The organism is Bradyrhizobium sp. (assembly GCF_028868675.1).
Taxonomy (GTDB): domain Bacteria; phylum Pseudomonadota; class Alphaproteobacteria; order Rhizobiales; family Xanthobacteraceae; genus Bradyrhizobium.
The window spans coordinates 1-26,444 of the sequence record NZ_JAGWUA010000004.1 but is presented as its reverse complement, the minus strand read 5'-3'; the positions used below and the strand labels follow the sequence as shown (position 1 = coordinate 26,444).

Here is a 26,444-nt window from a genome sequence, read left to right as displayed (position 1 = left end):
CGCGCAATCAAGAATGGTGGCGTGGGGGAAATGGAAATGGCGTTCCGCTTGAGCATGGGCAAATTCAGCCTTCCTCGGCTCTCGTTGCCGAAATGGGGCATCAGGGGCAGCCTGTTCGCAGCCTTTGCGGTGATCGCCGGCATGGGCCTCGTGATCAGCGCCGGCGCCGGCTTCGTCTTCGACCATCTCGGCAACACCATGATGGATTTGAGCGGCCGCGACATCCCGCGGCTCTCCGCAAGCCTGCAGCTTTCCTCGCAGAGCGCGACGCTCGCCGCGCAGGGTCCCGGCCTGCTGGCCTCGCCGAACGACGATCTGCTCACCGAACGCACCAAGAAGGTGAAGGAGATCCAGCAACTGGCCATGGCCAAGCTCGGCGAGATCATCGAACTCGGCGCCGACAAGACCACCGCCAACGCACTCGGCGAGACCGTCAAGAGCATCGACGAAGCCACCCAGAGCCTGGTGTCGGCGGCGAAGGAGCGGCTCGATGCCGCCGCCATGCACGAGAAGCAGTACGACGCGCTGCGCAAGGCGCAGCTCGCCTTCGTGGGCGCCGCCAATCCGGCGATGCTCGACGCGCAGACCCGGCTGAATGCGATCCTTGGCTCGGCCGAAGTGTCGGCCGACGACGCCACCGCCGCGGCGCGCTCGGTCGGTCAGATCAGCACGGTGCTCGCCAACGGCAATCTGATGGCCGCCGACCTGATGGCGGCGCTGTCGGCCAATTCGAGCGACACGCTCGAGGCGATCGAGAAGGAGTTCAAGGCGAGCCGGGAGCGCGTCAAGTCGAGCCTGGAGGATCTGCCCGACAACCCCGCCGTCAGCGCGATGAGGAACGGCGTCCAGAAGCTGCTGACGTTCGGCGAGGGCAAGACCGGCGTGTTCAAGATCCGCCAGAAGGAGCTCGACTCGATCGACTACGGCCAGACCGTCCTGGACGAGACGCGCAAGCTCAACGTCGGCCTCGGAATCAGCGTCCAGCAACTGGTCGATGGCGTGCAGAAGGAGACCAACGATTCCACCTTCCAGGCGCGCAAGGAGATTTCGCTCGCCACCATGGGCATGCTGGCGCTGGGCGCGCTGATGCTGGTCGGCTCGGCGCTGTTCGTCTGGCTCTATGTCGGCCGCAACATCCTGCGCCGCATCCACGCCCTGCAGCAATCGATGCAGATGCTCTCGAACGGCGACCTCGAAACCGAGATCTATCGCTCGCGCCACCACAATGACGAGATCTCGGCGATGGCCGAGACGCTGCAGGTGTTCCGCGAGAGCATGATCAACGCCCGGGCGCTTTCGGGCGAGCAGGACAAGGACCGCATCGCCAAGGCGGAGCGCGCCGCGCGCATGGAAGCGCAGATCGCCGAATTCGAAGGCACGGTGCGCATCGCGCTCGACGGTCTCGCGCAATCGGCCAATTCGATGCAGGGCACGGCACAAAGCATGTCATCGACGGCCGACCAGTCCAACGCGCTGGTGAACGCGGTCGCCTCGGCCGCCGAGGAGACCTCGGTCAACGTCCAGACGGTGTCGGCCGGCACCGAGCAATTGTCGTCCTCGATCGCCGAGATCAGCCGCCAGGTGGTCACCTCGGCGGAAATCGCGCGCAAGGCGGTGAACGAAGCCGGTGCGACCGACGCCACCGTGCAGGGCCTGGCCGACGGCGCCAGCCGCATCAGCGTGGTGGTCGATCTGATCCAGACCATCGCCTCGCAGACCAATTTACTCGCCCTCAACGCCACCATCGAGGCGGCGCGGGCGGGCGAAGCCGGTCGCGGCTTCGCGGTGGTCGCCTCCGAGGTGAAGAGCCTCGCGAGCCAGACCGCGAAGGCGACCGAAGAAATCCGTACCCAGATTGCCAGCATGCAGCAGGTGACGACGTCGGCAGTCGGCGCCATCCGGGGCATCGGCCAGACCATCGGCGAGATCAACGACGTCACCACGGCGATCGCGGCCGCCATCGAGGAGCAGGGAGCGGCGACGCGCGAGATCGCCCGCAACATCCAGCACGCCGCCGGCGGCACAAGCGAGGTCTCCAGCAACATCGTCGGCGTCTCCACCGCGTCGGCGGAAGCAGGCGCCGCGGCGACCGAGGTGCTGACCGCCTCCGACGCGCTGCGCCGCGAGGCGGACGTGTTGCGTTCGGAAATCGACGCCTTCCTCACCAACATCCGCGCGGCGTAAGGCTTCCACCGTCATTCCGGCGCGGCGCGGGAGTGCCGAACCCGGAATCTCGCGCCCGCATCTCCAGATTCCGGGTTCGCGCTTTGCGCGCCCCGGAATGACGGGTATGCGGAGGCCGTCTCGGCCGGTTTTTCGGCTGGCATTGCGCCCCCGGCAGGGTTAAGCGGATACGCATGCATTCGAAAACCGATACCGTGCAGTCCTCCGCAGAGGCCTTGCGCTACCCCTGGGAACAGCACCCCGGCCCGGACGAGGTCGTGGAGGTGCGGCCCGGCGTGTTGTGGGTGAGGCTCAAGCTGCCGTTCCGCCTCAACCACGTGAACATCTACCTGCTCGCCGACGGCGACGGCTGGGCGATGGTGGATTCCGGCTTCGGCAATGAAGAGACGATCGAGGCCTGGACCAGGCTGTTCGAAGGCCCGCTCAAGGGTGTCCATCTTTCGCGCCTGATCGTCACCCATTCCCACCCCGATCACGTCGGGCTCGCGGGCTGGATCACCGAGCGCTTCCGCTGCCCGCTGCAGATGTCGCAGGTCGAATACCTGCAGTCGGTCTATCACCAGAATCGCGGCACCGAGGAGCGCCGCAACGCACAGCGGCTGTTCTTCCGCCGCCACGGCATGGACGAATCGCTGACCGAAAAACTGCTCGGTCGCGGCCAGGACTATCTGAAGCGGGTGTCGGTGTTGCCGCCGTCCTATTACCGTGTCTCGCACGGCGACGACGTCGTGATCGGCACGCGCCGCTTCAAGGTGATCACCGGCGGCGGCCACGCGCTCGACCAGGTGATGCTGTATTGCGCGGACGACAAGCTGTTCCTGTCCGCCGACCAGGTGCTGAGCAAGATTTCGCCCAATGTCAGCGTGTGGGCGGTCGAGCCCGAGCAGAACTCGCTCGGCGAATATCTCGCCTCGCTCGCGAGCCTCACCACGACGCTGCCCTATGACGTGCTGGTGCTGCCTGGCCACGGCGTGCCGTTCTACGGCCTCAAGACCCGAATCAAGCAGCTCGCCGACCACCACGAGGAGCGCTGCCGGCTGATCGCCGAAGCCGCGCGCGACGTGCCGCAGACCTCGGCCCAGCTCGTGCCGGTGGTGTTCCACAAGCACGTGCTCGATCCCCACCAGATGGGCTTTGCCGCCGGCGAATTGATCGCCCATGTCAACTACATGCTGGTGGAGGGACGCCTGACCTCGGAGCTCGTCGACGGCGTGCTGCGGTTCAGGACCACCTGAACGCCCGGCCCATTTCCTTTGGGCTCATTGATGCCGATCAAGCCTGGGGCCGGTTCCGGAGGATAGGCTACGTTCGGTTTGACGGAGGTTTCCGGCTCGACATCGGAGTTGGAAAGGCTCTAGAAAGGTCCACGCCGACGCCCGCGGGAATGCTCAAGACGGCCCCCGAGGCGACATCCGAGGCTCCAGCCGGTTCCAGGTCTAAGCAATGGATTACAATCAGTATTTCAGCTCCGCCCTCGAGCGCCTCCACGCCGAGCGGCGCTATCGCGTGTTCGCCGACCTGGAGCGGACCGCCGGCCGCTTCCCGCACGCCGTCTGGCACTCGCCGAAGGGCAAGCGCGACGTCGTGATCTGGTGCTCCAACGACTATCTCGGCATGGGCCAGCACCCCAAGGTGATCGGCGCCATGGTCGAGACGGCGACCCGGGTCGGTACCGGCGCGGGGGGAACGCGCAACATCGCCGGCACCCATCATCCGCTGGTGCAACTCGAGGCCGAGCTCGCCGACCTCCACGGCAAGGAAGCCGCTCTTCTCTTCACCTCGGGCTACGTCTCCAACCAGACCGGCATCGCGACCATCGCGAAGCTCATCCCGAACTGCCTGATCCTGTCGGACGAGCTCAACCACAATTCCATGATCGAGGGCATCCGGCAGTCCGGCTGCGAGCGGATCGTGTTCCGCCACAACGACGTGGCGCATCTGGAGGAGCTTCTGAAGGCTGCCGGCCCCAACCGGCCGAAGCTGATCGCCTGCGAGAGCCTCTATTCGATGGACGGCGACGTGGCGCCGCTCGCCAGGATTTGCGACCTCGCCGAAAAATACGGTGCGATGACCTATGTCGACGAAGTCCATGCGGTCGGCATGTACGGCCCGCGCGGCGGCGGCATCGCCGAGCGTGACGGCGTCATGCATCGCATCGACATTCTCGAGGGCACGCTGGCGAAGGCCTTCGGCTGCCTCGGCGGCTACATCGCGGCCAGCGGCCAGATCATCGACGCCGTGCGCTCCTATGCGCCCGGCTTCATCTTCACCACCGCGCTGCCGCCGGCGATCTGCTCGGCGGCGACCGCCGCGATCAAGCACCTGAAGACCTCGAACTGGGAACGCGAGCGCCACCAGGACCGCGCCGCCCGCGTCAAGGCGATCCTCAACGCCGCGGGACTGCCGGTGATGTCGAGCGACACCCACATCGTGCCGCTGTTCATCGGCGATGCCGAGAAGTGCAAGCAGGCCTCCGACATGCTGCTCGAGGAGTTCGGCATCTACATCCAGCCGATCAACTATCCGACCGTGCCCAAAGGCACCGAGCGGCTGCGCATCACGCCCTCGCCCTATCATGACGACGGCCTGATCGATCAGCTCGCCGAAGCGTTGCTGCAGGTCTGGGACCGGCTCGGCCTGCCGCTGCGCCAGAAGTCGCTGGCGGCGGAGTAACGCGGCCTCGTTTTCGCCCTCCCCTGGAGGGCAAGCTTCGCCCCGTGGCTTAACGACGATCCCGGATCGGAACCTTCCGGGCCATTTCGCTGTCGCCTCCCGCAGCCCGACGCGCTAAATTTGCGTTCGAAAATGAGACCGGCGCGGAAATGCCCGCGGCCCAAGGGAGAGCCCGTCAGCCCATGCTGCATGACTGGGGCGTGATCGCAGCCGCCTTCGGCTATATCGGCTTCCTGTTCCTGGTGGCGAGCCATGGCGACCGCCGTTCGCCGGCCGAGGCGGGCCGCGCCTCCGGCCTGATCTATCCGCTGTCGCTCTCGATCTACTGCACGTCCTGGACCTTCTTCGGCTCGGTCGGCTTCGCCACCCGCACCGCCACCGACTTTCTCGCCATCTACATCGGCCCGGTCCTGATGATCGGGCTCGGCACCGGCGTGCTGCGCCGGGTGATCCAGCTTGCGAAGGCCCAGAACATCACCTCGATCGCCGACTTCATCGGCGCCCGCTACGGCAAGAGCCAGGCGGTGGCGGCGACGGTTGCGTTCATCGCGATCATCGGCTCGGTGCCCTACATCGCGCTCCAGCTCAAGGCGGTCGCCTCCTCGCTCGAGACCATCCTGAGCGAGGATCAGGCCTTCTCCCACATCCCGATCCTCGGTGACATGGCGCTGATGGTAACGCTAGCGATGGCCGCCTTCGCGGTGCTGTTTGGCACGCGGCAGACCGACGCCACCGAGCACCAGCACGGCCTGATGCTCGCGGTTGCCACTGAATCGATCATCAAGCTGGTGGCCTTCCTCGCCGCGGGCGCCTTCGTCACCTTCTGGATGTTCTCGCCGCACGAACTGGTCGAGCGCGCCATGAAGACGCCGGAAGCGGTGCGCGCCATCAACTACACGCCCGCGATCGGCAACTTCCTGACCATGACGCTGCTGTCGTTCTGCGCGATCATGCTGCTGCCGCGCCAGTTCCACGTCAGCGTGGTGGAGAATTCGTCCGACGCCGAGGTCGGCCGGGCGCGCTGGCTGTTTCCGCTCTACCTCGTCGCGATCAACCTGTTCGTGATCCCGATCGCGCTCGCGGGCCTCATCACCTTCCCGTTCGGCGCGGTCGATCCCGACATGTACGTGCTGGCGCTGCCGATGGAGGGCGGTGCCCAACTGCTCAGCGTCGCCATCTTCGTGGGCGGCCTGTCCGCGGCGACCGCGATGGTGATCGTGGAATGCGTTGCACTCTCCATCATGGTCTCCAACGACATCGTGGTGCCGCTGGTGCTGAAGCGCCGCCCCGAGGGGCGCACCGGCGGCAAGGACTTCGGCGACTTCCTCCTGCGCTCGCGGCGGTTCGCGATCTTCGCCATCATGGTGATGGCGTATTTCTACTATCGCGCGCTCGGCAACGCCCAGCTCGCGGCGATCGGCCTGTTGTCGTTCGCCGCGATCGCCCAGCTCGCGCCGTCGTTCTTCGGCGGCCTGTTGTGGCGGCGCGCCACCGCGCGCGGCGCCATCGGCGGCATGCTGGTCGGCTTCGCGGTATGGGCCTACACGCTGTTCCTGCCGAGCTTCCTGGACTCCTCGACGTCGGGCATTCTCCTGCTGCAGCACGGGCCGTTCGGCATCGAGGCGCTGAGGCCGCAGGCCCTGTTCGGCGCCGACCTGCCGCCGCTGCTGCACGGCGTCGCCTGGTCGCTGGCGCTGAACATCCTCACCTACGTCGCGCTGTCGCTGGCGCGGCAGCCGAGCTCGATCGAGCTCGTGCAGGCCGATCTGTTCGTGCCCAACACCCTCGCCCCGAGCGCGCCGAGCTTCCGCCGCTGGCGCTCCACCGTCACGGTGCAGGACATCCAGAGCACGGTGGCGCAATATCTCGGGCCCGACCGTGCCAGGCACTCCTTCGAAGCCTTCATGACGCGGCGCAATGTGCGGCTCGACCCGGCGGCGCCGGCGGATTTCGAGCTGCTGCAGCATGCCGAACATCTGATCGCCTCGTCGATCGGCGCGGCATCCTCACGCCTCGTGATGTCGCTCCTGCTGCGCAAACGGACGGTTTCGGCGAGGGCGGCGCTGAAACTGCTCGACGACTCCCACGCAGCGCAGCACTTCAACCGCGAGATCCTGCAGAACGCGCTCAATCACGTGCGCCAGGGCATCGCGGTGTTCGACGCCGAGCTGCAGCTGATCTGCTCCAACCGGCAGTTCGGCGACATCCTGGGCGTGCCGCTTCACCTGGTCCAGTTCGGCACGCCGTTGCGCGAGATCCTCGAGTTCATGGGCACCAGCGGCGAGACAGACGCAGCCGGGCAAGGCTCCGAATTCGACGCAGTGCTGGAGCGGCGGCTCGCCGCCTACACGACCGAGAGCGAGCCCTATCTGGAGCGCCTGCCCGACCGGCACATGGTGATCGAGGTACTCACCAACCGCATGCCCGGCGGGGGCTTCGTCATCACCTTCACCGACGTCACGCCGACCTTCGAGGCCGCGGAGGCGCTGGAGCGCGCCAACGCGACGCTGGAAAAACGCGTCCGCGACCGCACCGAGGAGCTGACCCGGCTGAACTCCGAACTCGCGCTCGCCAAGAGCACGGCGGAGGACGCCAGCATCAGCAAGACCCGGTTCCTCGCCGCCGCCAGCCACGACATCCTGCAGCCGCTCAACGCGGCGCGGCTCTACGTCACGAGCCTCGTCGAGCGCAGGACCGGCGGCGAGGAGAACAGGCTGGTCGAGAACATCGACGAATCGCTGCAGGCGATCGAGGAGATCCTCGGCGCGCTCCTGGACATTTCGCGGCTGGATGCGGGCGCAATGACCACCTCGATCTCGAGCTTCAAGATGGGCGACCTGATGCGGTCGCTGGAGATCGAGTTCGCCCCGATCGCGCGCGCCAAGGGATTGAATCTCACCTTCGTGCCCTGCTCGCTGCCGGTGCAGTCGGACCGCCTGCTGCTGCGCCGCCTGCTGCAGAACCTGATCTCCAACGCGATCAAATATACCCCGCGCGGGCGTGTGCTGGTGGGTTGCCGCCGTCGCGGCCAGTCCCTGCAAATCTGCGTCTACGACACCGGCGTCGGCATTCCCGCGGTCAAGCGCGGCGAGATATTCAAGGAATTCCACCGCCTCGAGCAGGGCGCGCGGATCGCGCGCGGCCTCGGGCTCGGCCTGTCGATCGTCGAGCGGCTGGCGCGCGTGCTCGATCACGGCATCGCCATCGACGCCAATGGGAGCGGTGGATCGGTGTTCTCGGTGACGGTGCCGACCGCCAAGGCGGTCACCCACACCGCGGCGGTGACCAGCGCGACGCCGCTGTCGCGGACGCCGATCTCGGGCGCCCTCATCGTCTGCATCGAGAACGACGCGGCGATCCTCGACGGCATGCGCACGCTGCTCAGCGCATGGGACGCCGAGGTCATCGCGGTCGCGGATCCCGAAACGGCGATACCCGCGATCGAGGCCGCCGGCCGGCCCGTGACCGGCCTGCTGGTCGACTATCACCTCGACCGCGGCAACGGCATTGCCGCCATCCGCGAGATCCGCCGCCGCTTCGGCGAGGCCATCCCCGCGATCCTGATCACGGCCGACCGCAGCCCCCAGGTCCAGGTCGCGGCGCGGGAGGAGAAGATCGCGGTGCTGAACAAGCCGGTGAAGCCGGCCTCGCTGCGCGCCCTGCTCGGGCAATGGCGCACCCAGCAGATGGTGGCGGCGGAATAGGCTCTCGCGGCCGCCCTGCAAGATTTCGAGAACGACCCCATGCAAAGGCGCAGGCGAGCGCCGGCAACGCCGCCCGCTGCGCCCGGTCAACCCGTCGGCGTGCCCTGCCGCCACTGGCTGCCGGCAATCTTGGCCGCGGCGATCACGGCTTGCGTCCGGCTCTCGACCCCGAGCTTCTGCAGGATGGCCGAGACGTGGGCCTTGATCGTCGCCTCGGAGACCCCGAGCTCATAGGCGATCTGCTTGTTCAGCAGTCCCTCCGACAGCATCATCAGGACCCGCACCTGCTGCGGCGTCAACGTCACCAGACGGTCGCGCAGGCGCGTCATGTCCGGATCGGCCGCCGACGACAGGTCGGCATCCGCCGGCACCCAGACATCGCCGTCCATCACCTTCGGGATGGCGTCGCGCAGCGTATCGACCCCGAACCGCTTGGGAATGAAGCCCGACGCGCCGAAATCGAGCGAGCGGCGAATCGTGGCGTTGTCGTCGCTCGCGGAGACGATCACCACCGGGATCGCGGGATATTGCGCGCGCAGATAGATCAGGCCGGAAAACCCGCTGATGCCCGGCATCGAGAGATCGAGCAGGATCAGGTCGACGTCCGAGTCCTGTTCCAACAGCTTGGTCAGGTCCTCGAAGGAGCCGGCCTCGTCGATCCTGGCCGAGCTCAGAACGCCGGCCACCGCCTGCCGCAGCGCGTCGCGGAACAGGGGATGATCGTCGGCAATGATGAGGTGGGTTGAAGGAGCGTTCATCGATCTCTTGCTGTGGCTGCGCGGGAGCTCGGATAGGCACGGCTAGCAGCGCAATTCTTCCCCGACCCGCGGTGGCATGCAAGCACACAATATCCCTTTGCAGCAAAGGGGTTAATCCGTCGCAGTGAGATCGCGACGGCCTCCCGGCCGATTGCGAGGCGGCATCGGATACCTGCGGCACCGGTGCGCAAAGCCAAAAGTCGTATTGGGATCGGTTTCACGGCGATGTTACTTTAGGGTGAAGACTCAAGGTATCCGGCAGCAATCCGGGCGCCTGAGTTGGCGCAAAGCTATTTGGGAGCGAGACGATGACAATGGCTGCAACTGCAGGCGGCAACGTACGCAGAAGGGGTATGACGGCGGAAGAGCGAAAGGTGATTTTCGCATCTTCGCTCGGCACCGTGTTCGAGTGGTACGATTTCTACATCTACGGCACGCTGGGCGCGTTCCTCGCAAAATACTTCTTCTCCAACGTGCCCGCGAACGTTGGCTTCATCTTCGCGCTGCTGGCATTCGCCGCCGGCTTTGCGGTCCGGCCCTTCGGCGCGCTGATCTTCGGCCGTCTCGGCGACATGATCGGCCGCAAGTACACGTTCCTGATCACCATGACCCTGATGGGCATCGGCACCTTCTTCATCGGCCTGATCCCGGGTTACGCGACCTGGGGCATCGCCGCGCCGATCGTGCTGATCGGATTGCGTCTGGTGCAGGGCCTCGCGCTGGGCGGCGAGTACGGCGGCGCGGCAACCTACGTCGCTGAACATGCGCCGCAGGACAAGCGCGGCTACTACACGTCGTGGATTCAGACGACCGCCACGCTCGGCCTGTTCATGGCGCTGCTGCTCATTCTCGCCATCCGCACGGCGATGGGCGAAGATGCCTTCGGCGAGTGGGGCTGGCGCATCCCGTTCCTGGCGTCCGGACTCCTCCTGCTGATCTCGATCTGGATCCGCTTGAGCTTGAACGAGTCGCCGATCTTCCAGCGCATGAAGGAAGAAGGAAAGACCTCGAAGCGGCCGCTGACCGAGTCCTTCGCGGAATGGTCGAATGCCAAGATCGCGATCTTCGCGCTGCTCGGCGCGACCGCTGGCGAAGCCGTGGTGTGGTACGGCGGACAGTTCTATGCGCTGTTCTTCCTGACGCAGACCCTAAAGGTGCCTGGCGTGACCGCTCAGATCCTGATCGTGATCGCGCTGGCGCTCGGCACGCCCTTCTTCATCATCTTCGGCGCGCTGTCCGACAAGATCGGCCGAAAACCGATTATCCTGGCTGGCTTCCTGCTCGCGGCGGCGACCTACTTCCCCATCTTCAAGGGGATTACCCACTTCGCCAACCCGAAGCTCGAAGCCGCGCTGGCATCGTCGCCGGTGACCGTGATTGCCGACCCGGGCGAATGCTCGTTCCAGTTCAAGGCGACCGGAACCGAGAAATTCACCACCGGCTGCGACATCGCGAAGTCGGCCCTGGTCAACCTGTCCGTGAACTATGCCAACCAGGAGGCGCCGAAGGGAACGCCTGCGCAGGTGAAGATCGGCGATACGACGCTGACCGCAACTGCGGCGGACTTCGCCAAAGCGCTGCCCGCGGCGGTCAAGGGCCACGGCTATCCGGCAAGTGCCGACCCCAACGACATCAACTATGTAATGACGACGGTGCTGCTCTGGATCCTGGTGGTCTACGTGACGCTGGTCTACGCCCCGATCGCGGCGTGGCTGGTTGAACTGTTCCCGAGCCGCATCCGCTACAGCAGTATGTCGCTGCCCTACCACATCGGCAACGGCTGGTTCGGCGGCTTCCTGCCCGCGACGGTGTTCGCGATCGTAGCGGCGACCGGAAACATCTACTCGGGCCTCTGGTACCCGGTCGGTGTCGCCATTATGAGCCTCATCATCGGCCTCCTGTTCCTGCCGGAAACCAAGGACGTCGACATCACCAAGACCTGACGGGGCTCTGGCTCCACACAACATGCGGCCGCAGGGCTTCCCTGCGGCCGCATCTTTTTGCGCCGCCTTCGAACCGCGCTCAGATCAGCACGCGGATACGGCATCGGGAACGACCGGGGTTCATCCGCCCTTTTTCATCATGCATCGTTCACGAAGGCGATCCCCTTCATTCCGTCATCGGCCCTCGCCGATGAATTGCAGCACGACCTCGCGCCGGTGCGGGCGGCTGCGGTGCTCGACCAGGTAGAGCGCCTGCCACGTCCCGAGCGCGAGCGCGCCCTTCAGGACCGGCACCTGCAGCGAGGTCCCCGTCAGCATGGTCTTGATGTGCGCCGGCATGTCGTCCGGCCCCTCGGTGTCGTGGGTCCAGCCGGCGTCTTCCGGGGCGAGCCGCGACAGCGCGGTGGCGAGATCGTCGAGCACCGACGGGTCGGCATTCTCCTGGATCGTCAGCGACGCCGACGTGTGCCGGACAAACAGCGTCAGCGCCCCCTCCTTCGCCCCGGCGTCGCGCAGAAACGTCGCCGCCTCGGCCGTGAGATCGACGAAGCCGCGGCCCGGCGTCTGCACCGTCAGCAACGCCGTAGTAATCGTGGACGGCTGCACGGCGGAAGGGGCGGAGCGCGAAACGGATTTCGCCTGTGTCATGAATGCTCCGCGGCCGATCAAATCCTGCCCGACACGTCCTTCTGGACGCGGTTGGCCATCTCGATCAACCGCCGCCAGGCCCGTTCCAGGAACGACATCACGCGATCGACGTCCTGGTCGCTCGGCAGCGGGATCTCGAACTTGCGCTCGCCTTCCGCGGCCTTGGGCTCCGGCGGCTTCAGCGAGTCCGACTTCGGCATCGCGTCATCGATCTTGCCGGAAACCCTGGGTCCGGCCGCCAGCTCCGCCTTCAACTTCTCGACCTCGGCCTGCAGCCTGCCGATCTCGGCATCGAGCGCGGAGCGCTCGTCGGGCACGGCGTAGCAGGCCCAGCCGGCGCCATTCTTGCTGCAGGTGGACACGGTGCCGGTGCGCGTATCCAGCCGGAGCACGCCTTCCGGCGTTGGAGTCATGGTGTAGCGGCCATTTTCGCCGTCAGGCGCCGATTGCGCCGCGACAAGGCCTCCGCATAGCGCAAGGGCCACGACCGCGACCGCAGTCGCGAACAATGATATTGTGGATGACGTCGCCCGTCGCATCGAGCTGCTCCGTCGAAGAGTTCATCGGGTTGACGTCATCCTACACCGGCGTGCGAAGGGGTGCACCGCTCGGCAGGCGCGCGTGGAGGCGAAAAACGCGGGCCACGGAGGATGATTGCGAACCTCCCGATCGCACGCCGACCCGGATCGGGCGCGCACGGCATCGTGCGGCGGTCGTACAAGCTGCTGCGGTGCGGCGTCGCTTCCTGCGCAACGGCAGCCGAAACAGAGGAAATTTCAAATAAATCAACATCATAGACAAGCCACACGCAATCTTGACTTGGCTAGATGCGGTCAGTATGGTCCGCGCGGCTTTTGAGGGTGGCGGGCGTAGTTTCCATTCAACCGCGCGTTTCGGGTCTTCGTTGCATGGCTCAGGGCACGAGACACGGCGAGAATGGAAATGGCGATAAATCGCCCGAGGAAGCTGCGCTTTCCGCAAGGCTCGGAAGTCTGAATCAGCGGTTGTCCGAATTTCGGGACCGCCGGACGAAGACGGAGCAACCAGCAGGTGAAGGTGGGGACGGAGCAGCCAGAGCCTCGGCGATGGCGCTGGGTTTCCGGCTTTCCTCCGAGTTGATCGCCGGGGTCGCTGTCGGGGCGGGGATTGGCTGGGGTTTCGACCGCTTGCTGTCGACGTCGCCTTTCGGATTCATCGTGTTCCTGCTGCTGGGCTTCGTGGCCGGCGTGGTGAACGTGGTGAGGTCGGCCGGCGCGGGTCAAGGCAGGCGCAGCGGTTCGTAGCCTCGCCAGTTGAGTTTTTCGTGCCGGCCTCACCGGTACGCGCCGGGTAAGGCCGGCAGATCGAGACCAGCCGGCTTGCCGGCAGACCGAAAGATGTCGCGCGGATGAAAATCGACCCGATTCACCAGTTCAACATCGAGCCCCTGTTCACGATCGGCCACATCGGCAATCACACGATCGCGTTCACGAATTCATCGCTCTATATGCTGGTGGCCGTCGCGGTGATCACGCTGCTGATGCTGACCAGCGGCAAGCAACTGGTTCCCGGGCGCCTGCAGTCGGTAGCCGAACTCTCCTACGAATTCGTCGCCAGCACCATCCGCAGCACCGCCGGCGCGGAGGGCATGAAGTTCTTCCCGCTGATCTTCTCGCTGTTCATGTTCATCTGCGTCTCGAATCTGGTGGGCATCATCCCCTACGCCTTCACGGTCTCGAGCCACATCATCGTCACCGCGGCGCTCGCGCTCCTGGTGTTCGTCACGGTGCTGATCTACGGCGTCGCCAAGAACGGCCTGAAGTTCTTCAAGCTGTTCGTGCCGTCGGGCGTTCCGGGCTACATCCTGCCGCTGGTCATGTTCATCGAGATCCTGTCGTTCTTCCTGCGGCCGGTCTCGCACAGCGTGCGTCTGTTCGCCAACATGCTGGCCGGCCACATCGCGCTGAAGGTGTTCGCGGGCTTCGTCGCCATGCTCGGCGTCTCGCTCGGCGCCGTCGGCTGGATCGGCGGCGTGATGCCGCTGGCGCTGACCGTCGCGCTGACCGCGCTCGAACTGCTGGTCGCCTTCCTGCAAGCCTACGTGTTTGCGATCCTGACCTGCATCTACCTCAACGACGCCATTCATCCGGGACACTGAGCGGTCCGGGGAATTTCCACCCACACCTGTCTTTCTTTCAAGGAGTCAAAAATGGATCCGGCAGCAGCAAAACTTATCGGCGCGGGCATCGCGTGCATCGGCATGGGCGGTGCGGGCGTCGGCGTGGGCGTCATCTTCGGCAACTACCTTGCCGCGGCGGTGCGCAATCCGTCAGCCGCCCAGGGCCAGTTCGGCAACCTGATCTTCGGCTTCGCCGTGACCGAGGCGCTCGGCATCTTCTCGCTGCTGATCGCGCTGCTTCTGCTGTTCGTTCCGCTCTGAGGACGCCTTCGTGCCGCCCGAAACCTCGGGCGGCGCGCATGACAGCAACAGGAGAACACCATGGCTGAGAGTCATGGCGGGGCAAAAGGCCAACCGGCCGGCGCCCACACCGAGGCCGACGGCGGCCACCACGGCGGCGGCTTTCCGCCGTTCGAAAGCAGCACCTTCGCCTCGCAGCTGGTGTCGCTGGCGATCGCTTTCGTCGCGCTCTACCTGATCGTGTCCCGGGTCGCGCTGCCGCGTGTCGGCGGCGTGATCGAGGCGCGCCAGAACAAGATCGAGGGCGACCTGGCCGAAGCGCAGAAGCTGAAGGACCAGTCGGATGCGGCGCTGAAGGCCTATGAAGGCGAGCTCGCTGCGGCGCGCTCGCGGGCACAGGCGATCAGCAACGAGACCCGCGACAAGCTGAACGCACAGGCCGAAGCCGAGCGCAAGGCGCTGGAAGACCAACTGACGGCCAAGCTCGCCGCGGCGGAGAAGACCATCGCCACGACGCGCACGACCGCCATGAGCAACGTCCGCGGCATCGCGGCCGACGCGGCCAGCACGATCGTGCAGCGGCTGACCGGGGTCGTCCCCGACGCCAAGTCGGTCGACGCCGCGGTCGATGCGTCCTTGAAGGGTTAGTCGAGATGTTCACCGAGCCGGAATTCTGGGTCGCCGTCGCCTTCGTCATCCTGATGGGGGTGTTCGCCTATATCGGCGTGCACAAGACCGTGCTGACGGCGCTCGATCATCGCGCCGCACGCATCAAGGCCGAGCTCGACGACGCCTTGCGCCTCAAGGAGGAGGCGGCCAAGGTGCTCGCTGGCTACAAGGCCCGCAGCGCCACGGCCGAACGCGAGGCCCAGGAGATCGTCGCCGGTGCCAAGGCCGAGGCCGAACGCATCGCTGCCGAGGCCCGGACCAAGATGGAGGACTTCGTCGCCCGTCGCACCAAGACCGCGGAGAGCAAGATCGCGCTCGCCGAGGCCCAGGCGCTCGCCGACGTCCGCGCAGCGGCCGCGGAAGCCGCAGTGCAGGCTGCATCCCGCATCCTGTCGCAGTCGGTCAAGGGCCAGGTCTCCGACGAGCTGCTCGCCAAGGGCATCGCCGAGGTTCGGCAGAAGCTGAACTGACGAGACCGCCGCAAGAACAGATCAGCCGGCGCGAAAGCGCCGGCTTCTTTATTTGGATCACCGGAAGTGGAATCCGCCGGTCGGTGTCCCGGACGCAGTGCAGCGTGCAACGCTGCCCCTCAGAGCCGGGGCACAGTCAATCATTTCTTCCTTTTCGGGTGCACCTTCGGTCCGGCCGACAGCGCCTGCGGATCGAAGCCGACATAGAAGATGTAATTGTCCGCGACCGCGGCCGAGGGCACCGGATAGACGATGTCCTCCGCGACGAAGGTGAAGGGGACGCTGCCGTCCTCGGACATTTCGACGGTGGTGCGATAGGCCTTCGACGCGATCACCTTCTCGCCGATGCCGCCCAGCACCACGGCGACGCGCAACGGGATTTCAACCGATGACGGGGCCCCGGCGGGTCCGGCGACGACACGGCCCTGGATGCCGACACGCGCCGTGATCTCGCCGCCATTGCGAGCGCACTCACGCGCCATCTTGGTGATGGAGGCCTGGTAGCGCACGTCGTTGCCGACCGCCTGCTTGCCGGCGGCCGCGACCGCATAGGTCGACGCGCCGGCACGGATGGTGACCTGCGGACAGTCGATTTCCGCCTCTGCCGGCTGCCCCGGAGCCGGCGTCGTGGTCTGCGCGGGCTGATCCGACTTGCCGCCGAACAAGCTCTTGAACCGATCGGTCAGCGACTGCGCCGCCGCGGGCGATGCTGCGGCCGCCAGGCCGACTGCGAGCGCGAACGCGATCCCCGCACCTCGTCGTCCGACCGACGACTTTCGAAGCTCCTTCATCAGCAAGGCTTCGTACTCCATGAGAATGCCCGGTGGTTCTCCGGTCCGGCCGCGTTATATCGCCAAAATCGGCGAACCCAAGGCATAACGGCGGCCCCTGCCGCAGACTTTGGCCGCAGAAACGACCTTCGCGACGACCGCATCAGCCGCGGAAATCCTCGTGCAGCAGACCGAACAGCACGTGGTCCTGCCAGACCCCGTTGATGCAAAGGTAGCGGCGCGCCAGGCCTTCGCGGGAGAAGCCGCACTTCTCCAGCACCCGGATCGACGGCGCATTGGTCGGGATGCAGGCGGCCTCCACGCGGTGCAGGTTGAGCTCGCCGAACAGCGTCGGCAGCAGCACCCGCAGCGCCGCGGTCATATAGCCGCGATGGGCGTAGGGCTGCCCGACCCAGTAGCCGATGGTGCCGGCCTGGACGATGCCGCGCCGGACATTGGCGAGCGTGATGCCGCCGACCATGGCGCCGTCGAGTTCGCGGAACACCAGGAACGGATAGGAGCGGTCGGCCGCGATGTCCTCGGTGTAGCGGCGCAGGCGCCGGCGGAAGCCCGAGCGGGTGAGATCATCCGACGGCCAGATCGGCTCCCAGGGCGTCAGATAGTCGCGGCTGCTTTCGCGCAAATGCGCCCATTGCAGGAAATCCGACATCTGGGGCGCCCGCAGCAGCAGCCCGTTGCCGCGCGGGGCAAGGGCGGCGGGTCCACTGGAGGGCAAGCGAAAGAGGGCCATGTGATGCTTCCGGGGGCGCGGCCCGCCGGCACGTCTGCTAGTGCAGCCGTGCCTTGGCGCGCGCCCGGGTCAATCCTTCCGCAAAAGAGACCGCCGTGTCCAGACCCCTGCCGCTGCCCAGGGCCACCACGGCCGGCCGGCTGCGCGACAACAGCGCCCGGGCCGCGTTCCGGGTCGATTCGACGCTGACCGCGTCGATCCGGGCCACCAGTTCCTGCACGGTCTGCGGCCGCCCATAGGCCAGCACGTGGCGGGCGAGTTGCTCCGCGCGCGAGCTGCAGCTTTCCAGCGCCATCAAAAGGCCGGCCTTCATCTGCGCCTTCGCCCGCGCGATTTCGGCTTCCGTCAACGTCTCGACCGAATCGTTCATGACGTCGACGACCACTTCCATCATCTCCGGCGCGTCAGCGGGGTCGGTGCCGGTATAGAGGCCGAAAAAACCAGTGTCGGTGTAGGGCGCGTGGAAGCTGTAGATCGAGTAGCAGAGACCGCGCTTCTCCCGCACCTCCTGGAACAGCCGCGAGGACATCCCGCCGCCGATGATGTTGGTGAACACTTGAAGCGAGAACAGGGACAGGTCGGTCTGCGGCACGCCCTCCAGCGCCAGCGTCAGATGCGCCTGCTCGAGTTCGCGGTGCACCACCTTCGCGCCGCCCTTGCCGAACTGCGCGGACTGCGGCTTCGGCCCCGGCGCAGCCTCGAAGCCCGCGAACCGCTTCTCGACCTCGGCTACGACCTGGCCGTGATCGACCGCGCCGGCCGCGGCCACCACCATGTCGGGCCCGCGATAATGCGTCGACAGATAGCCGCGCAGCATGTCGCGGTTGAAGCTGCGCAGCGTCTTCGCGGTGCCGAGCAGCGAGCGGCCCATCGGCTGATCCGGGTAGCAGAGCTCGTTGAGGTGTTCGAACACGACGTCGTCGGGCGTGTCCTGGGCTGCGCCGATCTCCTGCACGATGACGTTCTTCTCGCGCTCGAGCTCGTCCGGCTCGAAGGCGGGATTGGCGAGGATGTCGGAGAGCACGTCGAGCGCGAGCGGCACGTCGGCCTTCATCACCCGCGCGTAATAGGACGTCGTCTCGGTCGAGGTACCGGCATTGAGGTCGCCGCCGACGGCCTCGATCTCCTCGACGATCTCGCGCGAGGAGCGGCGCGTCGTGCCCTTGAAGGCCATGTGCTCGAGCAGATGCGAGATGCCGTGCTCGTTCGGCCTCTCGTCGCGGCCGCCGACGCCCGCCCAGACGCCGAGCGCAGCGGTCTCGACATGGGACATGTTGTCGGTGACGACGGTGAGGCCGGAGGCAAGCTTGGATATCTCGACGCTCATCCGGCAACTCCCTGCTTTGTCGCCCGGCTGACCGACAACACGAACCGCTCCACCTCGGCCTGATCGTTCTTCACCACCCTCATGTGTTCGGATTTGGTCATCAAGCCGTCGAGCCAGGCAGGAAGTTGCGGCCGCATGCCGCAGGCGGCCTCGACCGCGTCCGGAAATTTCGCCGGATGCGCGGTGGACAGCACGATGTTGGGCACGCTCGTGTCGGTCGTGTCGCGATCGGCTACCGCCAGCGCCACCGCGGTGTGGGGATCGACGAGCTCGCCGGCCTCGCGCCAGGCGGCACGGATCGCGGCCGAGGTCTCCGTCTCGTCCGCGCGCCCCGCGTCGAACTCCTCGCGGATCGCAGCCAAGAGGCGATCCGGCAGCACGAAGCGGCCCGACTGCTTCAGCGAGTCCATCAGCCGTCGGACTCCGGTCGCGTCGCGCGCGCCGGCCTCGAACAGCAGCCGCTCGAAATTCGAGGAGATCTGGATGTCCATCGAAGGCGACGCGGTGGCGTGCACCTCGCGCACCTCGTAGATGCCGGTCTTGAGCGTACGCGCCAGGATGTCGTTGACGTTGGCGGCGATGCGCAAGGTCCGCACCGGCAGGCCCATGCGCTTGGCGACATAGCCCGCGAAGATGTCGCCGAAATTGCCGGTCGGCACGGTGAAGTCGACCTGCCGCGCCGGCGCGCCGAGCGCGACCGCCGAGGTGAAGTAATAGACCACCTGCGCGACGATGCGGGCCCAGTTGATGGAGTTGACGCCGGACAGCGCGGTCGCATCGCGGAAGCGGTGATGGTTGAACATTCCCTTCACGATGGCCTGGCAATCGTCGAAGGTACCCTCGATGGCGAGCGCATGCACGTTGGCCGCGCCGGTCGTGGTCATCATCCGCCGCTGCACGTCGGAGATGCGCCCGTGCGGAAACAGCACGATCAGATCGACATTCTCGAGACTGGCAAAGGCCTCCACCGCGGCGCCGCCGGTGTCGCCGGAGGTCGCGACCACGATGGTGATGCGCTGCCCGCGGCTCGCCAGCACGTGGTCCATCAGCCGCGAGATCAGCTGCATCGCCACGTCCTTGAACGCGAGCGTCGGGCCGTGGAACAGCTCGAGCACGAACTGGTGCGGCGACATCTGGCGCAGCGGCACCACGGCCGGATGGCGGAACGTGGCATAGGCCTCGTTCGCCATGCGGCCGAGCTCGGCGTCCGAAATCTCGCCGCCCGTGAAGGGGCGGATCACATCGACCGCGACCTCCCAGTAGGGACGGCCGAAAAAGCCGGCGATAGTCTCGGCCGAAAGCTGCGGCCATACGACCGGCACGTAGAGGCCGCCGTCGCGGGCAAGCCCGGCCAGCATCACGTCGCAAAAGCCAAGCTCGGGGGCTTCGCCCCGGGTTGAAATATACCGCGTCAATCCGCCCTCCAAAGGCCGGCTACAAGCCTAAGCCTTTGATTTATATAAGTTCCTAGTTTGCAACAACAGGCTGCGGGCGGCACCATAAAGCGTTTTGCGGCATCGGGAAACCGTCCCCGTCGCACCCGGCGTGACGCAAAAAAGGGCTGCGGGAGTGTCCGCAGCCCTCTCTTGGAAGGGTCTGTCGTTGATCTGTGCAGACCTTCATTATCTCCTTGGGGGCTCGATCGCGGCGAAACCCTTGCTTGGTCGCCGTGAGCTTTGGTCGTCCGTCATCTGATCGTCAAGGGCAAAAACGGCAAGCGGCGCCGAATGTTCCGGTTTTTCCCGGTCCGTCTCAGGGACGATGCGGACGTGCCCCGCGGCCGCCGGCGGCCTGTTGGCGCCGTCAGCCCATCCCGATCGACACGGCGATCCGGATCAGGTCGGAATGGTTCTTCGCGCCGAGCTTCTGCTTGAGCAGCGACGTGGTGTTGGCGACGGTCTTGTAGGAAATGCCGAGCGCTTCGGCGACCTCGACGATCTTGTTGCCGCGCCCCAGCAGGCGAAGAATTTCGAGCTCGCGCGGCGTCATCTGCGATGCCGGATTCGCCTTGATTGCGGCACCCGAGAACGTCACGGCCTCGGCCAGCTGCGGCGAGATGAAGTTGTCGCCGGCCGCGACCTTGCGGACAGCCTTCAGCAGAATTCGCGGGTCATCGCCCTTGGACACATAGCCCTGCGCCCCCAACTCGACCGCCCGCACCACGAAGGCCGGGTCGTCGTTCATGCTGAACATGATGATCTTGGCGTCGGGATCGTCCTTGCGGATGCGACGCATCAACTCGAAGCCGGAGACATCGGGCAGGCTGATGTCGATGACGGTCACGTCCGGACGCCTGCTGATGAAGGCACGGTGCCCGGATCTGGCGTCGCTCGCCTCGTCGATCCGGATCGAATGATCCGCCGCAAACAGGGTTCTGCAACCGGAGAGGACCACGGGATGGTCGTCGACGATCAGTACCCTGGTCGCCGGTTTAGGCGTATCTTGCATTGCTGGCTCTTTCTACCGAACAGATAACCCGGCGGGAAAAGATGCACGGGCGGAATTGCGCCGATACTCGCTAGAATTGACCTAATGTGGAAGCGACTTTCCTTCAGAGCGCAACTGTTTTTCCCGCTCGGCGCGATGTTCCTGGCCGCGCTGATCATGGGTATCGCGCTCCTGCAGATGTTCGCGACCGATCAGTTGATCGACGAGCATCAGCCGGCGCGGCGGGCAGCCCCGGCGGTTGCCCAGGCACTGAACGATGCGCTCGCCTCGTCGGAGAATCCGCGCAGGATTTTGCAGGCGTTCGTACAGTCGCTCGATCAGTCCGCCGCCATTCAATTCCGCTCGGCAGAACCAGTTCCGCTACGACCTTCGACGGCCTCCGCCCTCCGGCAGAATCCACATGGCGTGCCGAAATGGTTCGTCGACCTTCTCGCGGTACCCGACGTCGAGACCGCATTTCCGGTGACGATCGACGGCGAGCACGTCGGCGATATCGTTCTCCCGCCTGACCTGTCGGCCGACCTCTTCGAAAAATGGATCGGCTTTCTCGCGTTCGGCGGCCTCGTCCTGGTGCTGGCGGTGCTGACCGGAGTCATTGTCTACGCCATCGCGGGATCGGCGCTGCGTCCCCTGCGAAATCTCGGCGAAGGCTTCACACGGATGCGAGGCGGGGATTACGCACAGATGATCCCGATCGAGGGACCGCCGGAGATCCGGCAGAGCTGCGCGGAGGCCAATGCGCTGGCCCGCACGCTCGATCGCATGAGCCAGGACAATCGCGACCTGTTGCGCCGGCTGGTGTCGTTGCAGGACAACGAGCGCCAGGCCCTCGCACGCGAGTTGCACGATGAGCTCGGGCCGGTCCTGTTCGGCAAACGCGATCAGATCGGGACGAGCCGTCATCGCGTTCAGGTCATCGCTCGAGCATGACCGCTTCGGAAAAGCGCGTACCTTTCCGGATCATGTTAGCAGGTGCAGCAATCGCCCGGATTTTGCCGACCCGGCGTACACCGCGTTTGGAAGATCTTGCCGTCCGCATTGAAGCCGAAGATCGCACGGATGCGCAGGGATCCCGCGATCGAATATTCGAGCTCGACGCCGTGCGGGGCCGGGCTGAGCTCCTCGAGGCCGAAGCCCGCCGAGGAGAAGCCGCCGAGCCGCGGCCCCCAATAGTCCGCAAGCCCGCTGCGGCCGCGATACAGGCGCGTGCCGTCGCACTCGCATTCGAGCTCGGCGTCGTCGGCGTAGAGGTCCAGCAGCGACTGCAGGTCGCCCTTGCGACAGGCGTCCAGCCAGTCGACGACAATCCCCATGGAATCGAAATCGCTCACGCAGGAATTCCGGCTCGGTCACTGAAAATTCGACGACGGCTTATGATCTAACGCGTGAACGGAGGCTGAATGATAGCCCCGGACAATCCCGGTGGTCAGGAACCAACCTGCCGCGGAGGTCCGCGCTGCCGTCCCCTCACCCAGACCCCGAACGCGATCAGCACGGCGCCCGCGAGCGCGAACCAGGTGATTGCATATTGCAGGTGGTCGTCCTTGAGATGGATGTCGAGCGACCCCGGCCGGGGGATGCCGTTCTCCGGCATCGGCTGCTCCAGATCGATATAGAACGGCGCGACCGCCCCCCAGCCGAGCGCGCTGGCAATGGCGAGGTGATCGCGCACGAACCAGAGCCGCCTGGCGCGGTTTTCCGCCGGCGTCAGGAGACCCGGTGCCTCCGGGAAGCGCAGATAGCCCGTCAGCGCCGCCGGCTGCCCGGTGACGAGCTTTGCCACCGCGCGATCCTGCACGGCGCGATCCTGCATCGTGTTCTCGACGAAGCCGGCATCGATCACCACCATCTCGCCGCTTGCGAGCCGCGCCGGCAGGAAGGCCCAGGTGCCCGGGCTCGCGGCATCCTTGCGGATCGCGGAGCCGGAGCTGTAGACCATCGCGTCCGGCAACGGCGCGTAGCTCGCGGTCAGCGTGACGCGGCGAAACTCGTCGCCGGCCTGATTGAGCGCGGGCCATTGCGCGGGCGGCGGCAAGGCGACGGGCGCGGCCGCCAGCCGCTCGGTCAGCGCCGCGATCAGCGCGTGCTTGGCGACGCGGCGCTGCAACTGCCAGATGCCGAGCGCGATGAAGAGCGCCGTCACGACGAGCGTGAACAGGGCGAAGCCGGCGATGCCGGGCCTGCGCGTCGCGGTCCCCTTCATTTCGCCCGATCGACCAGCCGGCCCGGCGCCGCCTTGTGGTGGAATTGCAGCGCGATCAGCAGCGACTTCATCGCACGCAGCGGCAGCAGCGTGGTGGCGAGGATCAGCGGCAGCCACAGCGCCGCATGCAGCCAGAACGGCGGCTGGTACTTGACCTCGACGATCAGCGCGCAAGCAACCACGATGGCGCCAGCCAGCATGATGACGAAGATCGCCGGCCCGTCGCCGGTGTCGATGAAGGCATAGTCGACGCCGCAACGGTCGCAGCGTGGCGCCAGGGTGAGAAAGCCCGCAAACAGCTTGCCCTGACCGCAGCGCGGGCATTTGCAGGCGAGCCCACGCATCGCGCTCTGGAACACGGTCGTCGGAGGATGGTCCGTCATTCGCTCTCCTGCCCCTCCCCTGATGCGAAAGGGGCGGCCCGTAAAGGCCGCCCCTTGTAGCACAATCGATCGTTCGTCAGTGCGCGGCGTGGGCCGCCACCTCGACGCCGCGGCCCCAGACATAGATGCAGAGGAACAGGAATAGCCAGACCACGTCGACGAAATGCCAGTACCAGGCGGCGAACTCGAAGCCGAGATGCTGCTTCGGGCTGAAATGGCCGGCATAGGCGCGCACCAGGCAGACGGTCAGGAACACGGTTCCGATCAGCACGTGGAAACCGTGGAAGCCGGTCGCCATGAAGAAGGTCGCGCCGTAGACGTTGCCGGAGAAGTGGAACGCCGCGTGGCCGTACTCATAGGCCTGCACGCAGGTGAAGGTCGCGCCCAGCAGGATGGTGAGGATCAGGCCGTATTTCAGGCCCTGCCGGTCGTTCTCGAGCAGCGCATGATGCGCCCAGGTCACCGTGGTGCCCGAGGTCAGCAGGATCAGCGTGTTGAGCAGCGGCAGGTGCCAGGGATCGAAGGTCTCGATGCCCTTCGGCGGCCAGGTGCCCGGCACGCTGCAGGCGCCGGCCTGCGTGCCGAGCCCGCAGCCGAACACCGCATCGCGGGTGGCATGGACGGCGTCGGCCGGGAACAGCGCCGAGTTGAAGAAGGCCCAGAACCAGGCGACGAAGAACATCACCTCGGAGGCGATGAACAGGATCATGCCGTAGCGATGATGGAGCTGCACGACACGGGTGTGGTCGCCCTTGTACTGGGCCTCGCGGATCACGTCGCCCCACCAGCTTGCCATGGTGTAGAGCACACCGATGACGCCGACGCCGAACACGATCGGCGCGCCCTTGAACATGTGATGCATCCAGGCGATCGCACCGACCGCCATGATGAAGGCCGACACCGCCCCGACGGCCGGCCACGGAGAGGGGTCGACCAGGTGGTAATCGTGTTGCTTGCCTTGCGCCGTAGCCATTGCGGTCGTTCTCCTTAAGCCCGTGCCCATCAGGCACTCATCCCCATGACGTCGATCTCCCGGGAGCGGTCCCGGCGATCAAAGATTGCCCTTGCGTTTGTCGTTCTCGCCCGCCGCGAGCGGCTTCACGGCCGGGTCGCGCAGCGGATAGAACGTGTAGGAAAGCGTGATCGTGCCGAGCCCGTCATTGTCGTGGTCGTCGACGATCGACGGATCGACGTAGAACACCACCGGCATCTCCCGCTTCTCTCCGGGCGCCATGGTCTGCTCGGTGAAGCAGAAGCAGTTGATCTTCTGGAAGTAGGACCCGACCGTCAGCGGCGCGACGTTGTAGGCCGCCTGCGCCGACGTGGTGCGCGCCGCCTGGTTGGTCACGGTGTAGTAGACCGTCACGACCTGGCCGATATTGACCTCGATCTCGGTCTGTTCCGGCTCGAACTTCCAGGGCAGGCCGGGCGCGACGTTGGCATCGAAGCGCACCGCGATCTTGCGCGCGATCGGCCCGGTCTTCGGCGCCGCGGTCGCGACCTGCGTCGTGCCGTTGAAGCCGGTGGTGCGGCAGAACCAGTTGTAGAACGGCACCGCCGCATAGGACGCGCCGACCATCAGCGCCACGATGGCGCCGCAGATCGAGGCCACCACCGCATCGCGCCCCAAACCCCGGCGCGCGGCCTTGCCGGCCCCGGCCGGGCGGACGTCCTGCGATATGGTCGGCTTCTGATCCATCCCTGTCACAACGGCCGTTGCAGCACCGCCGGCCCCTTCACCATGGTGACCGCGAAGAACAACACCACCAGCACGCCGAGCGCCAGCGCGATCGCGATCGAACGCTGACGGCGGCTTCGCTTCTGCGCCTCGGTGAGGACTATTCCTTCTGGCTCGCGTGGATCGGCCATAATCAGCGTCATGCGCCCCCTGCCATCGAAGCAAGCGCCGGGAACACGACCTCGACGAGCAGGGTCGCAAACAGCGCGAACAAATAAAGAATTGAGAAGGCGAACAGCTTGCGGGTCGCGCGCAGCGATTGGCCGCGCTCGCGGCACACATAGACGTTGATCGCGAGCGCCAGCATGCCGGCGCCGAGCAGGAGCGAGGCGATGCCGTAGACCGCGTCGAAATAGCCGAGCGGCCAGGGCGCGGCGGCGACCGCCACCAGCACGACGGTGTAGAGCAGGATCTGCAGCCGCGTGGCGTCGGGTCCGGCGACGACGGGCAGCATCGGCACGCCGGCACGGGCGTAGTCGTCGGAACGGAACAGCGCCAGCGCCCAGAAATGCGGCGGCGTCCAGAAGAAGATGATGGCGAACAACAGGAGCGGCTCGACCGCGACGGAGCCGGTCACCGCGGCCCAGGCGACCACCGGCGGCAGCGCACCGGCCGCGCCCCCGATCACGATGTTCTGCGCGGTCCAGCGCTTCAGGAGCAGCGTGTAGATCACGACGTAGAAGAAGATGGTGAAGGCAAGCAGGCCGCCCGCGATCCAGTTGACGAGGATGCCGAGCGTCATCACCGAGAAGAACGACAGCGTCACGCCGAATGCCATGGCTTCGGCCCGGGTCACGCGGCCGCGCGGAATCGGCCGGTTGGCCGTGCGCGTCATCTTGGCGTCGATGTCGCCCTCGAGCGCCATGTTGAGCGCGCCGGAGGCTCCGGCGCCGACCGCGATGCAGAGCAGCGAGGTGATCGCGAGCACGGGATGGAAATGCCCGGGCGCCATCATCATCCCGACCAGCGCGGTGAAGATCACCAGCGACATCACCCGCGGCTTCAACAGCGCGAGGTAGTCGGCAACGTCGGCCTCGGAGATCCGGGGACCGACGTCGATGGCGTTTTGATCGATGACCGACACGGGCTTACTCGCTTCGAGATCGGGCCGCGGCGCGTCGAGGGGCGTCGCGGCCGATGTTGCCTACTGCACGCGGGGCAGCACTTCGAACTGGTGGAAGGGCGGCGGCGAGGGCAGCGTCCACTCCAGCGTGGTCGCGCCGGCACCCCAGGGATTGTCGGCAGCCTTCTGCTTGCGCATGAAGGCGTCGAGCACGCACCAGAGGAAGATCAGCACGCCGAAGCCGGAGATGTAGGAGCCGACCGACGAGACGTAGTTCCAGCCCGCGAACGCGTCGGGATAGTCCACATAGCGGC

At 66.1% G+C, this 26,444-nt stretch carries 26 protein-coding genes and 1 pseudogene; 11 read left to right on the top strand and 16 right to left on the bottom strand.

Features of this window, described 5'->3' with window-relative positions; translation table 11 throughout:
* The first annotated feature begins 36 nt into the window (after positions 1-36).
* The 4 genes from KGM94_RS01245 to KGM94_RS01230 all read left to right on the top strand — a co-directional run bounded on the left by KGM94_RS01245 (position 37) and on the right by KGM94_RS01230 (position 8,561).
* On the top strand, positions 37-2,184 hold the full coding sequence (locus tag KGM94_RS01245; RefSeq protein WP_300254071.1) for a HAMP domain-containing methyl-accepting chemotaxis protein: 2,148 nt from the start codon (positions 37-39) through the stop codon (positions 2,182-2,184).
* A 173-nt stretch (positions 2,185-2,357) separates the two neighbouring features.
* A complete protein-coding gene (locus tag KGM94_RS01240) occupies positions 2,358-3,419 on the top strand; it encodes an MBL fold metallo-hydrolase (protein WP_300254069.1) in 1,062 nt (353 codons plus the stop codon).
* Between the two features lie 208 nt (positions 3,420-3,627).
* Entirely contained in the window at positions 3,628-4,857 is a 1,230-nt protein-coding gene (gene hemA, locus KGM94_RS01235; RefSeq protein WP_300254068.1) for a 5-aminolevulinate synthase, read from the top strand.
* A 182-nt stretch (positions 4,858-5,039) separates the two neighbouring features.
* Positions 5,040-8,561: a PAS domain-containing hybrid sensor histidine kinase/response regulator gene (locus KGM94_RS01230; protein WP_300254067.1), complete on the top strand. Its 3,522-nt coding sequence runs from the start codon at positions 5,040-5,042 to the stop codon at positions 8,559-8,561.
* A gap of 86 nt (positions 8,562-8,647) precedes the next feature.
* Here the strand turns inward: KGM94_RS01230 and KGM94_RS01225 are convergent, their stop codons facing one another.
* Positions 8,648-9,319, bottom strand: a complete 672-nt coding sequence (locus tag KGM94_RS01225) for a response regulator transcription factor (RefSeq protein ID WP_300254065.1) — start codon at positions 9,317-9,319, stop codon at positions 8,648-8,650.
* A 308-nt stretch (positions 9,320-9,627) separates the two neighbouring features.
* On the opposite strand from KGM94_RS01225, the gene KGM94_RS01220 reads away from it, so the two are divergent.
* Positions 9,628-11,262, top strand: a complete 1,635-nt coding sequence (locus KGM94_RS01220; RefSeq protein ID WP_300254063.1) for an MFS transporter — start codon at positions 9,628-9,630, stop codon at positions 11,260-11,262.
* A gap of 174 nt (positions 11,263-11,436) precedes the next feature.
* On the opposite strand, the gene KGM94_RS01215 is transcribed toward KGM94_RS01220, so the two are convergent.
* Positions 11,437-11,910 carry a secondary thiamine-phosphate synthase enzyme YjbQ gene (locus KGM94_RS01215; RefSeq protein ID WP_300254061.1) on the bottom strand — a complete coding sequence of 158 codons (474 nt, stop codon included), beginning with the start codon at positions 11,908-11,910 and terminating at the stop codon, positions 11,437-11,439.
* A gap of 17 nt (positions 11,911-11,927) precedes the next feature.
* Positions 11,928-12,449 carry a hypothetical protein gene (locus KGM94_RS01210; RefSeq protein WP_300254059.1) on the bottom strand — a complete coding sequence of 174 codons (522 nt, stop codon included), beginning with the start codon at positions 12,447-12,449 and terminating at the stop codon, positions 11,928-11,930.
* 369 nt (positions 12,450-12,818) lie between these two features.
* Between KGM94_RS01210 and KGM94_RS01205 the strand changes: the two genes are divergently transcribed.
* The 5 genes from KGM94_RS01205 (at position 12,819) to KGM94_RS01185 (ending at position 15,447) form a co-directional block, all read left to right on the top strand.
* A complete protein-coding gene (locus KGM94_RS01205; protein ID WP_300254057.1) occupies positions 12,819-13,193 on the top strand; it encodes an AtpZ/AtpI family protein in 375 nt (124 codons plus the stop codon).
* A gap of 104 nt (positions 13,194-13,297) precedes the next feature.
* Positions 13,298-14,047, top strand: a complete 750-nt coding sequence (locus tag KGM94_RS01200) for a F0F1 ATP synthase subunit A (protein WP_300254055.1) — start codon at positions 13,298-13,300, stop codon at positions 14,045-14,047.
* 51 nt (positions 14,048-14,098) lie between these two features.
* The gene (locus KGM94_RS01195) at positions 14,099-14,329 is read left to right on the top strand and encodes a F0F1 ATP synthase subunit C (protein WP_007599451.1); all 231 of its coding nucleotides are present in this window, start codon (positions 14,099-14,101) and stop codon (positions 14,327-14,329) included.
* Positions 14,330-14,389: 60 nt separating this feature from the next.
* Positions 14,390-14,956 (top strand): F0F1 ATP synthase subunit B, encoded by a 567-nt coding sequence (locus KGM94_RS01190; protein WP_300254038.1) that lies wholly within the window; start codon positions 14,390-14,392, stop codon positions 14,954-14,956.
* A 5-nt stretch (positions 14,957-14,961) separates the two neighbouring features.
* On the top strand, positions 14,962-15,447 hold the full coding sequence (locus tag KGM94_RS01185; RefSeq protein ID WP_300254036.1) for an ATP F0F1 synthase subunit B: 486 nt from the start codon (positions 14,962-14,964) through the stop codon (positions 15,445-15,447).
* Between the two features lie 140 nt (positions 15,448-15,587).
* Here the strand turns inward: KGM94_RS01185 and KGM94_RS01180 are convergent, their stop codons facing one another.
* The 5 genes from KGM94_RS01180 to KGM94_RS01160 form a co-directional block, all read right to left on the bottom strand.
* Positions 15,588-16,259, bottom strand: coding sequence for a hypothetical protein (locus KGM94_RS01180; protein WP_300254034.1), 672 nt, complete (start codon positions 16,257-16,259; stop codon positions 15,588-15,590).
* A gap of 121 nt (positions 16,260-16,380) precedes the next feature.
* Entirely contained in the window at positions 16,381-16,968 is a 588-nt protein-coding gene (locus tag KGM94_RS01175; RefSeq protein WP_300254032.1) for a GNAT family protein, read from the bottom strand.
* A 37-nt stretch (positions 16,969-17,005) separates the two neighbouring features.
* Positions 17,006-18,295, bottom strand: coding sequence for a pitrilysin family protein (locus tag KGM94_RS01170; RefSeq protein WP_300254030.1), 1,290 nt, complete (start codon positions 18,293-18,295; stop codon positions 17,006-17,008).
* Positions 18,292-19,710, bottom strand: coding sequence for a threonine synthase (gene thrC / locus KGM94_RS01165; RefSeq protein ID WP_300254028.1), 1,419 nt, complete (start codon positions 19,708-19,710; stop codon positions 18,292-18,294). Before thrC ends, KGM94_RS01170 begins: the two co-directional genes overlap by 4 nt.
* A 388-nt stretch (positions 19,711-20,098) precedes the next feature.
* The gene (locus tag KGM94_RS01160) at positions 20,099-20,743 is read right to left on the bottom strand and encodes a response regulator transcription factor (protein WP_300254026.1); all 645 of its coding nucleotides are present in this window, start codon (positions 20,741-20,743) and stop codon (positions 20,099-20,101) included.
* Between the two features lie 135 nt (positions 20,744-20,878).
* On the opposite strand from KGM94_RS01160, the gene KGM94_RS01155 reads away from it, so the two are divergent.
* On the top strand, positions 20,879-21,673 hold the full coding sequence (locus tag KGM94_RS01155; protein WP_366526203.1) for a HAMP domain-containing protein: 795 nt from the start codon (positions 20,879-20,881) through the stop codon (positions 21,671-21,673).
* A gap of 35 nt (positions 21,674-21,708) precedes the next feature.
* Here KGM94_RS01155 and KGM94_RS01150 read toward each other — a convergent pair whose 3' ends face one another.
* The 8 genes and pseudogenes from KGM94_RS01150 to KGM94_RS01115 form a co-directional block, all read right to left on the bottom strand.
* Positions 21,709-22,074 (bottom strand): nuclear transport factor 2 family protein, encoded by a 366-nt coding sequence (locus tag KGM94_RS01150; RefSeq protein ID WP_300254022.1) that lies wholly within the window; start codon positions 22,072-22,074, stop codon positions 21,709-21,711.
* A gap of 95 nt (positions 22,075-22,169) precedes the next feature.
* Positions 22,170-22,946, bottom strand: a complete 777-nt coding sequence (locus tag KGM94_RS01145; protein ID WP_300254020.1) for an SURF1 family cytochrome oxidase biogenesis protein — start codon at positions 22,944-22,946, stop codon at positions 22,170-22,172.
* Positions 22,943-23,329: a DUF983 domain-containing protein gene (locus KGM94_RS01140; RefSeq protein ID WP_300254019.1), complete on the bottom strand. Its 387-nt coding sequence runs from the start codon at positions 23,327-23,329 to the stop codon at positions 22,943-22,945. Before KGM94_RS01140 ends, KGM94_RS01145 begins: the two co-directional genes overlap by 4 nt.
* 76 nt (positions 23,330-23,405) lie before the next feature.
* The gene (locus KGM94_RS01135) at positions 23,406-24,302 is read right to left on the bottom strand and encodes a cytochrome c oxidase subunit 3 (RefSeq protein WP_300254017.1); all 897 of its coding nucleotides are present in this window, start codon (positions 24,300-24,302) and stop codon (positions 23,406-23,408) included.
* Positions 24,303-24,380: 78 nt separating this feature from the next.
* A complete protein-coding gene (locus KGM94_RS01130) occupies positions 24,381-25,028 on the bottom strand; it encodes a cytochrome c oxidase assembly protein (RefSeq protein ID WP_300254015.1) in 648 nt (215 codons plus the stop codon).
* Positions 25,029-25,033: 5 nt separating this feature from the next.
* Entirely contained in the window at positions 25,034-25,210 is a 177-nt protein-coding gene (locus KGM94_RS01125) for a CoxF protein (protein ID WP_300254013.1), read from the bottom strand.
* Complete coding sequence (locus KGM94_RS01120) at positions 25,207-26,151, bottom strand: heme o synthase (protein ID WP_300254011.1); 945 nt, start codon at positions 26,149-26,151, stop codon at positions 25,207-25,209. The genes KGM94_RS01125 and KGM94_RS01120 overlap by 4 nt, the downstream gene beginning before the upstream one ends.
* A 60-nt stretch (positions 26,152-26,211) precedes the next feature.
* Positions 26,212-26,444: pseudogene (locus KGM94_RS01115) on the bottom strand (cytochrome c oxidase subunit I); the annotation flags it as partial.

Coding starts and splice junctions, on each gene's coding strand:
- KGM94_RS01130 (WP_300254015.1), bottom strand. CDS start 25,028: ATGGATCAGAAGCCGACCATATCGCAGGACGTCCGCCCGGCCGGGGCC.
- KGM94_RS01185 (WP_300254036.1), top strand. CDS start 14,962: ATGTTCACCGAGCCGGAATTCTGGGTCGCCGTCGCCTTCGTCATCCTG.
- KGM94_RS01245 (WP_300254071.1), top strand. CDS start 37: ATGGCGTTCCGCTTGAGCATGGGCAAATTCAGCCTTCCTCGGCTCTCG.
- KGM94_RS01180 (WP_300254034.1), bottom strand. CDS start 16,259: ATGGAGTACGAAGCCTTGCTGATGAAGGAGCTTCGAAAGTCGTCGGTC.
- KGM94_RS01190 (WP_300254038.1), top strand. CDS start 14,390: ATGGCTGAGAGTCATGGCGGGGCAAAAGGCCAACCGGCCGGCGCCCAC.
- KGM94_RS01210 (WP_300254059.1), bottom strand. CDS start 12,449: ATGCGACGGGCGACGTCATCCACAATATCATTGTTCGCGACTGCGGTC.
- KGM94_RS01170 (WP_300254030.1), bottom strand. CDS start 18,295: ATGAGCGTCGAGATATCCAAGCTTGCCTCCGGCCTCACCGTCGTCACC.
- KGM94_RS01135 (WP_300254017.1), bottom strand. CDS start 24,302: ATGGCTACGGCGCAAGGCAAGCAACACGATTACCACCTGGTCGACCCC.
- KGM94_RS01175 (WP_300254032.1), bottom strand. CDS start 16,968: ATGGCCCTCTTTCGCTTGCCCTCCAGTGGACCCGCCGCCCTTGCCCCG.
- KGM94_RS01145 (WP_300254020.1), bottom strand. CDS start 22,946: ATGAAGGGGACCGCGACGCGCAGGCCCGGCATCGCCGGCTTCGCCCTG.
- KGM94_RS01155 (WP_366526203.1), top strand. CDS start 20,879: ATGTTCCTGGCCGCGCTGATCATGGGTATCGCGCTCCTGCAGATGTTC.
- KGM94_RS01225 (WP_300254065.1), bottom strand. CDS start 9,319: ATGAACGCTCCTTCAACCCACCTCATCATTGCCGACGATCATCCCCTG.
- KGM94_RS01230 (WP_300254067.1), top strand. CDS start 5,040: ATGCTGCATGACTGGGGCGTGATCGCAGCCGCCTTCGGCTATATCGGC.
- KGM94_RS01240 (WP_300254069.1), top strand. CDS start 2,358: ATGCATTCGAAAACCGATACCGTGCAGTCCTCCGCAGAGGCCTTGCGC.
- KGM94_RS01125 (WP_300254013.1), bottom strand. CDS start 25,210: ATGACGCTGATTATGGCCGATCCACGCGAGCCAGAAGGAATAGTCCTC.
- KGM94_RS01160 (WP_300254026.1), bottom strand. CDS start 20,743: ATGCAAGATACGCCTAAACCGGCGACCAGGGTACTGATCGTCGACGAC.
- hemA (WP_300254068.1), top strand. CDS start 3,628: ATGGATTACAATCAGTATTTCAGCTCCGCCCTCGAGCGCCTCCACGCC.
- KGM94_RS01140 (WP_300254019.1), bottom strand. CDS start 23,329: ATGACGGACCATCCTCCGACGACCGTGTTCCAGAGCGCGATGCGTGGG.
- KGM94_RS01215 (WP_300254061.1), bottom strand. CDS start 11,910: ATGACACAGGCGAAATCCGTTTCGCGCTCCGCCCCTTCCGCCGTGCAG.
- KGM94_RS01200 (WP_300254055.1), top strand. CDS start 13,298: ATGAAAATCGACCCGATTCACCAGTTCAACATCGAGCCCCTGTTCACG.
- KGM94_RS01220 (WP_300254063.1), top strand. CDS start 9,628: ATGACAATGGCTGCAACTGCAGGCGGCAACGTACGCAGAAGGGGTATG.
- KGM94_RS01205 (WP_300254057.1), top strand. CDS start 12,819: ATGGCTCAGGGCACGAGACACGGCGAGAATGGAAATGGCGATAAATCG.
- KGM94_RS01195 (WP_007599451.1), top strand. CDS start 14,099: ATGGATCCGGCAGCAGCAAAACTTATCGGCGCGGGCATCGCGTGCATC.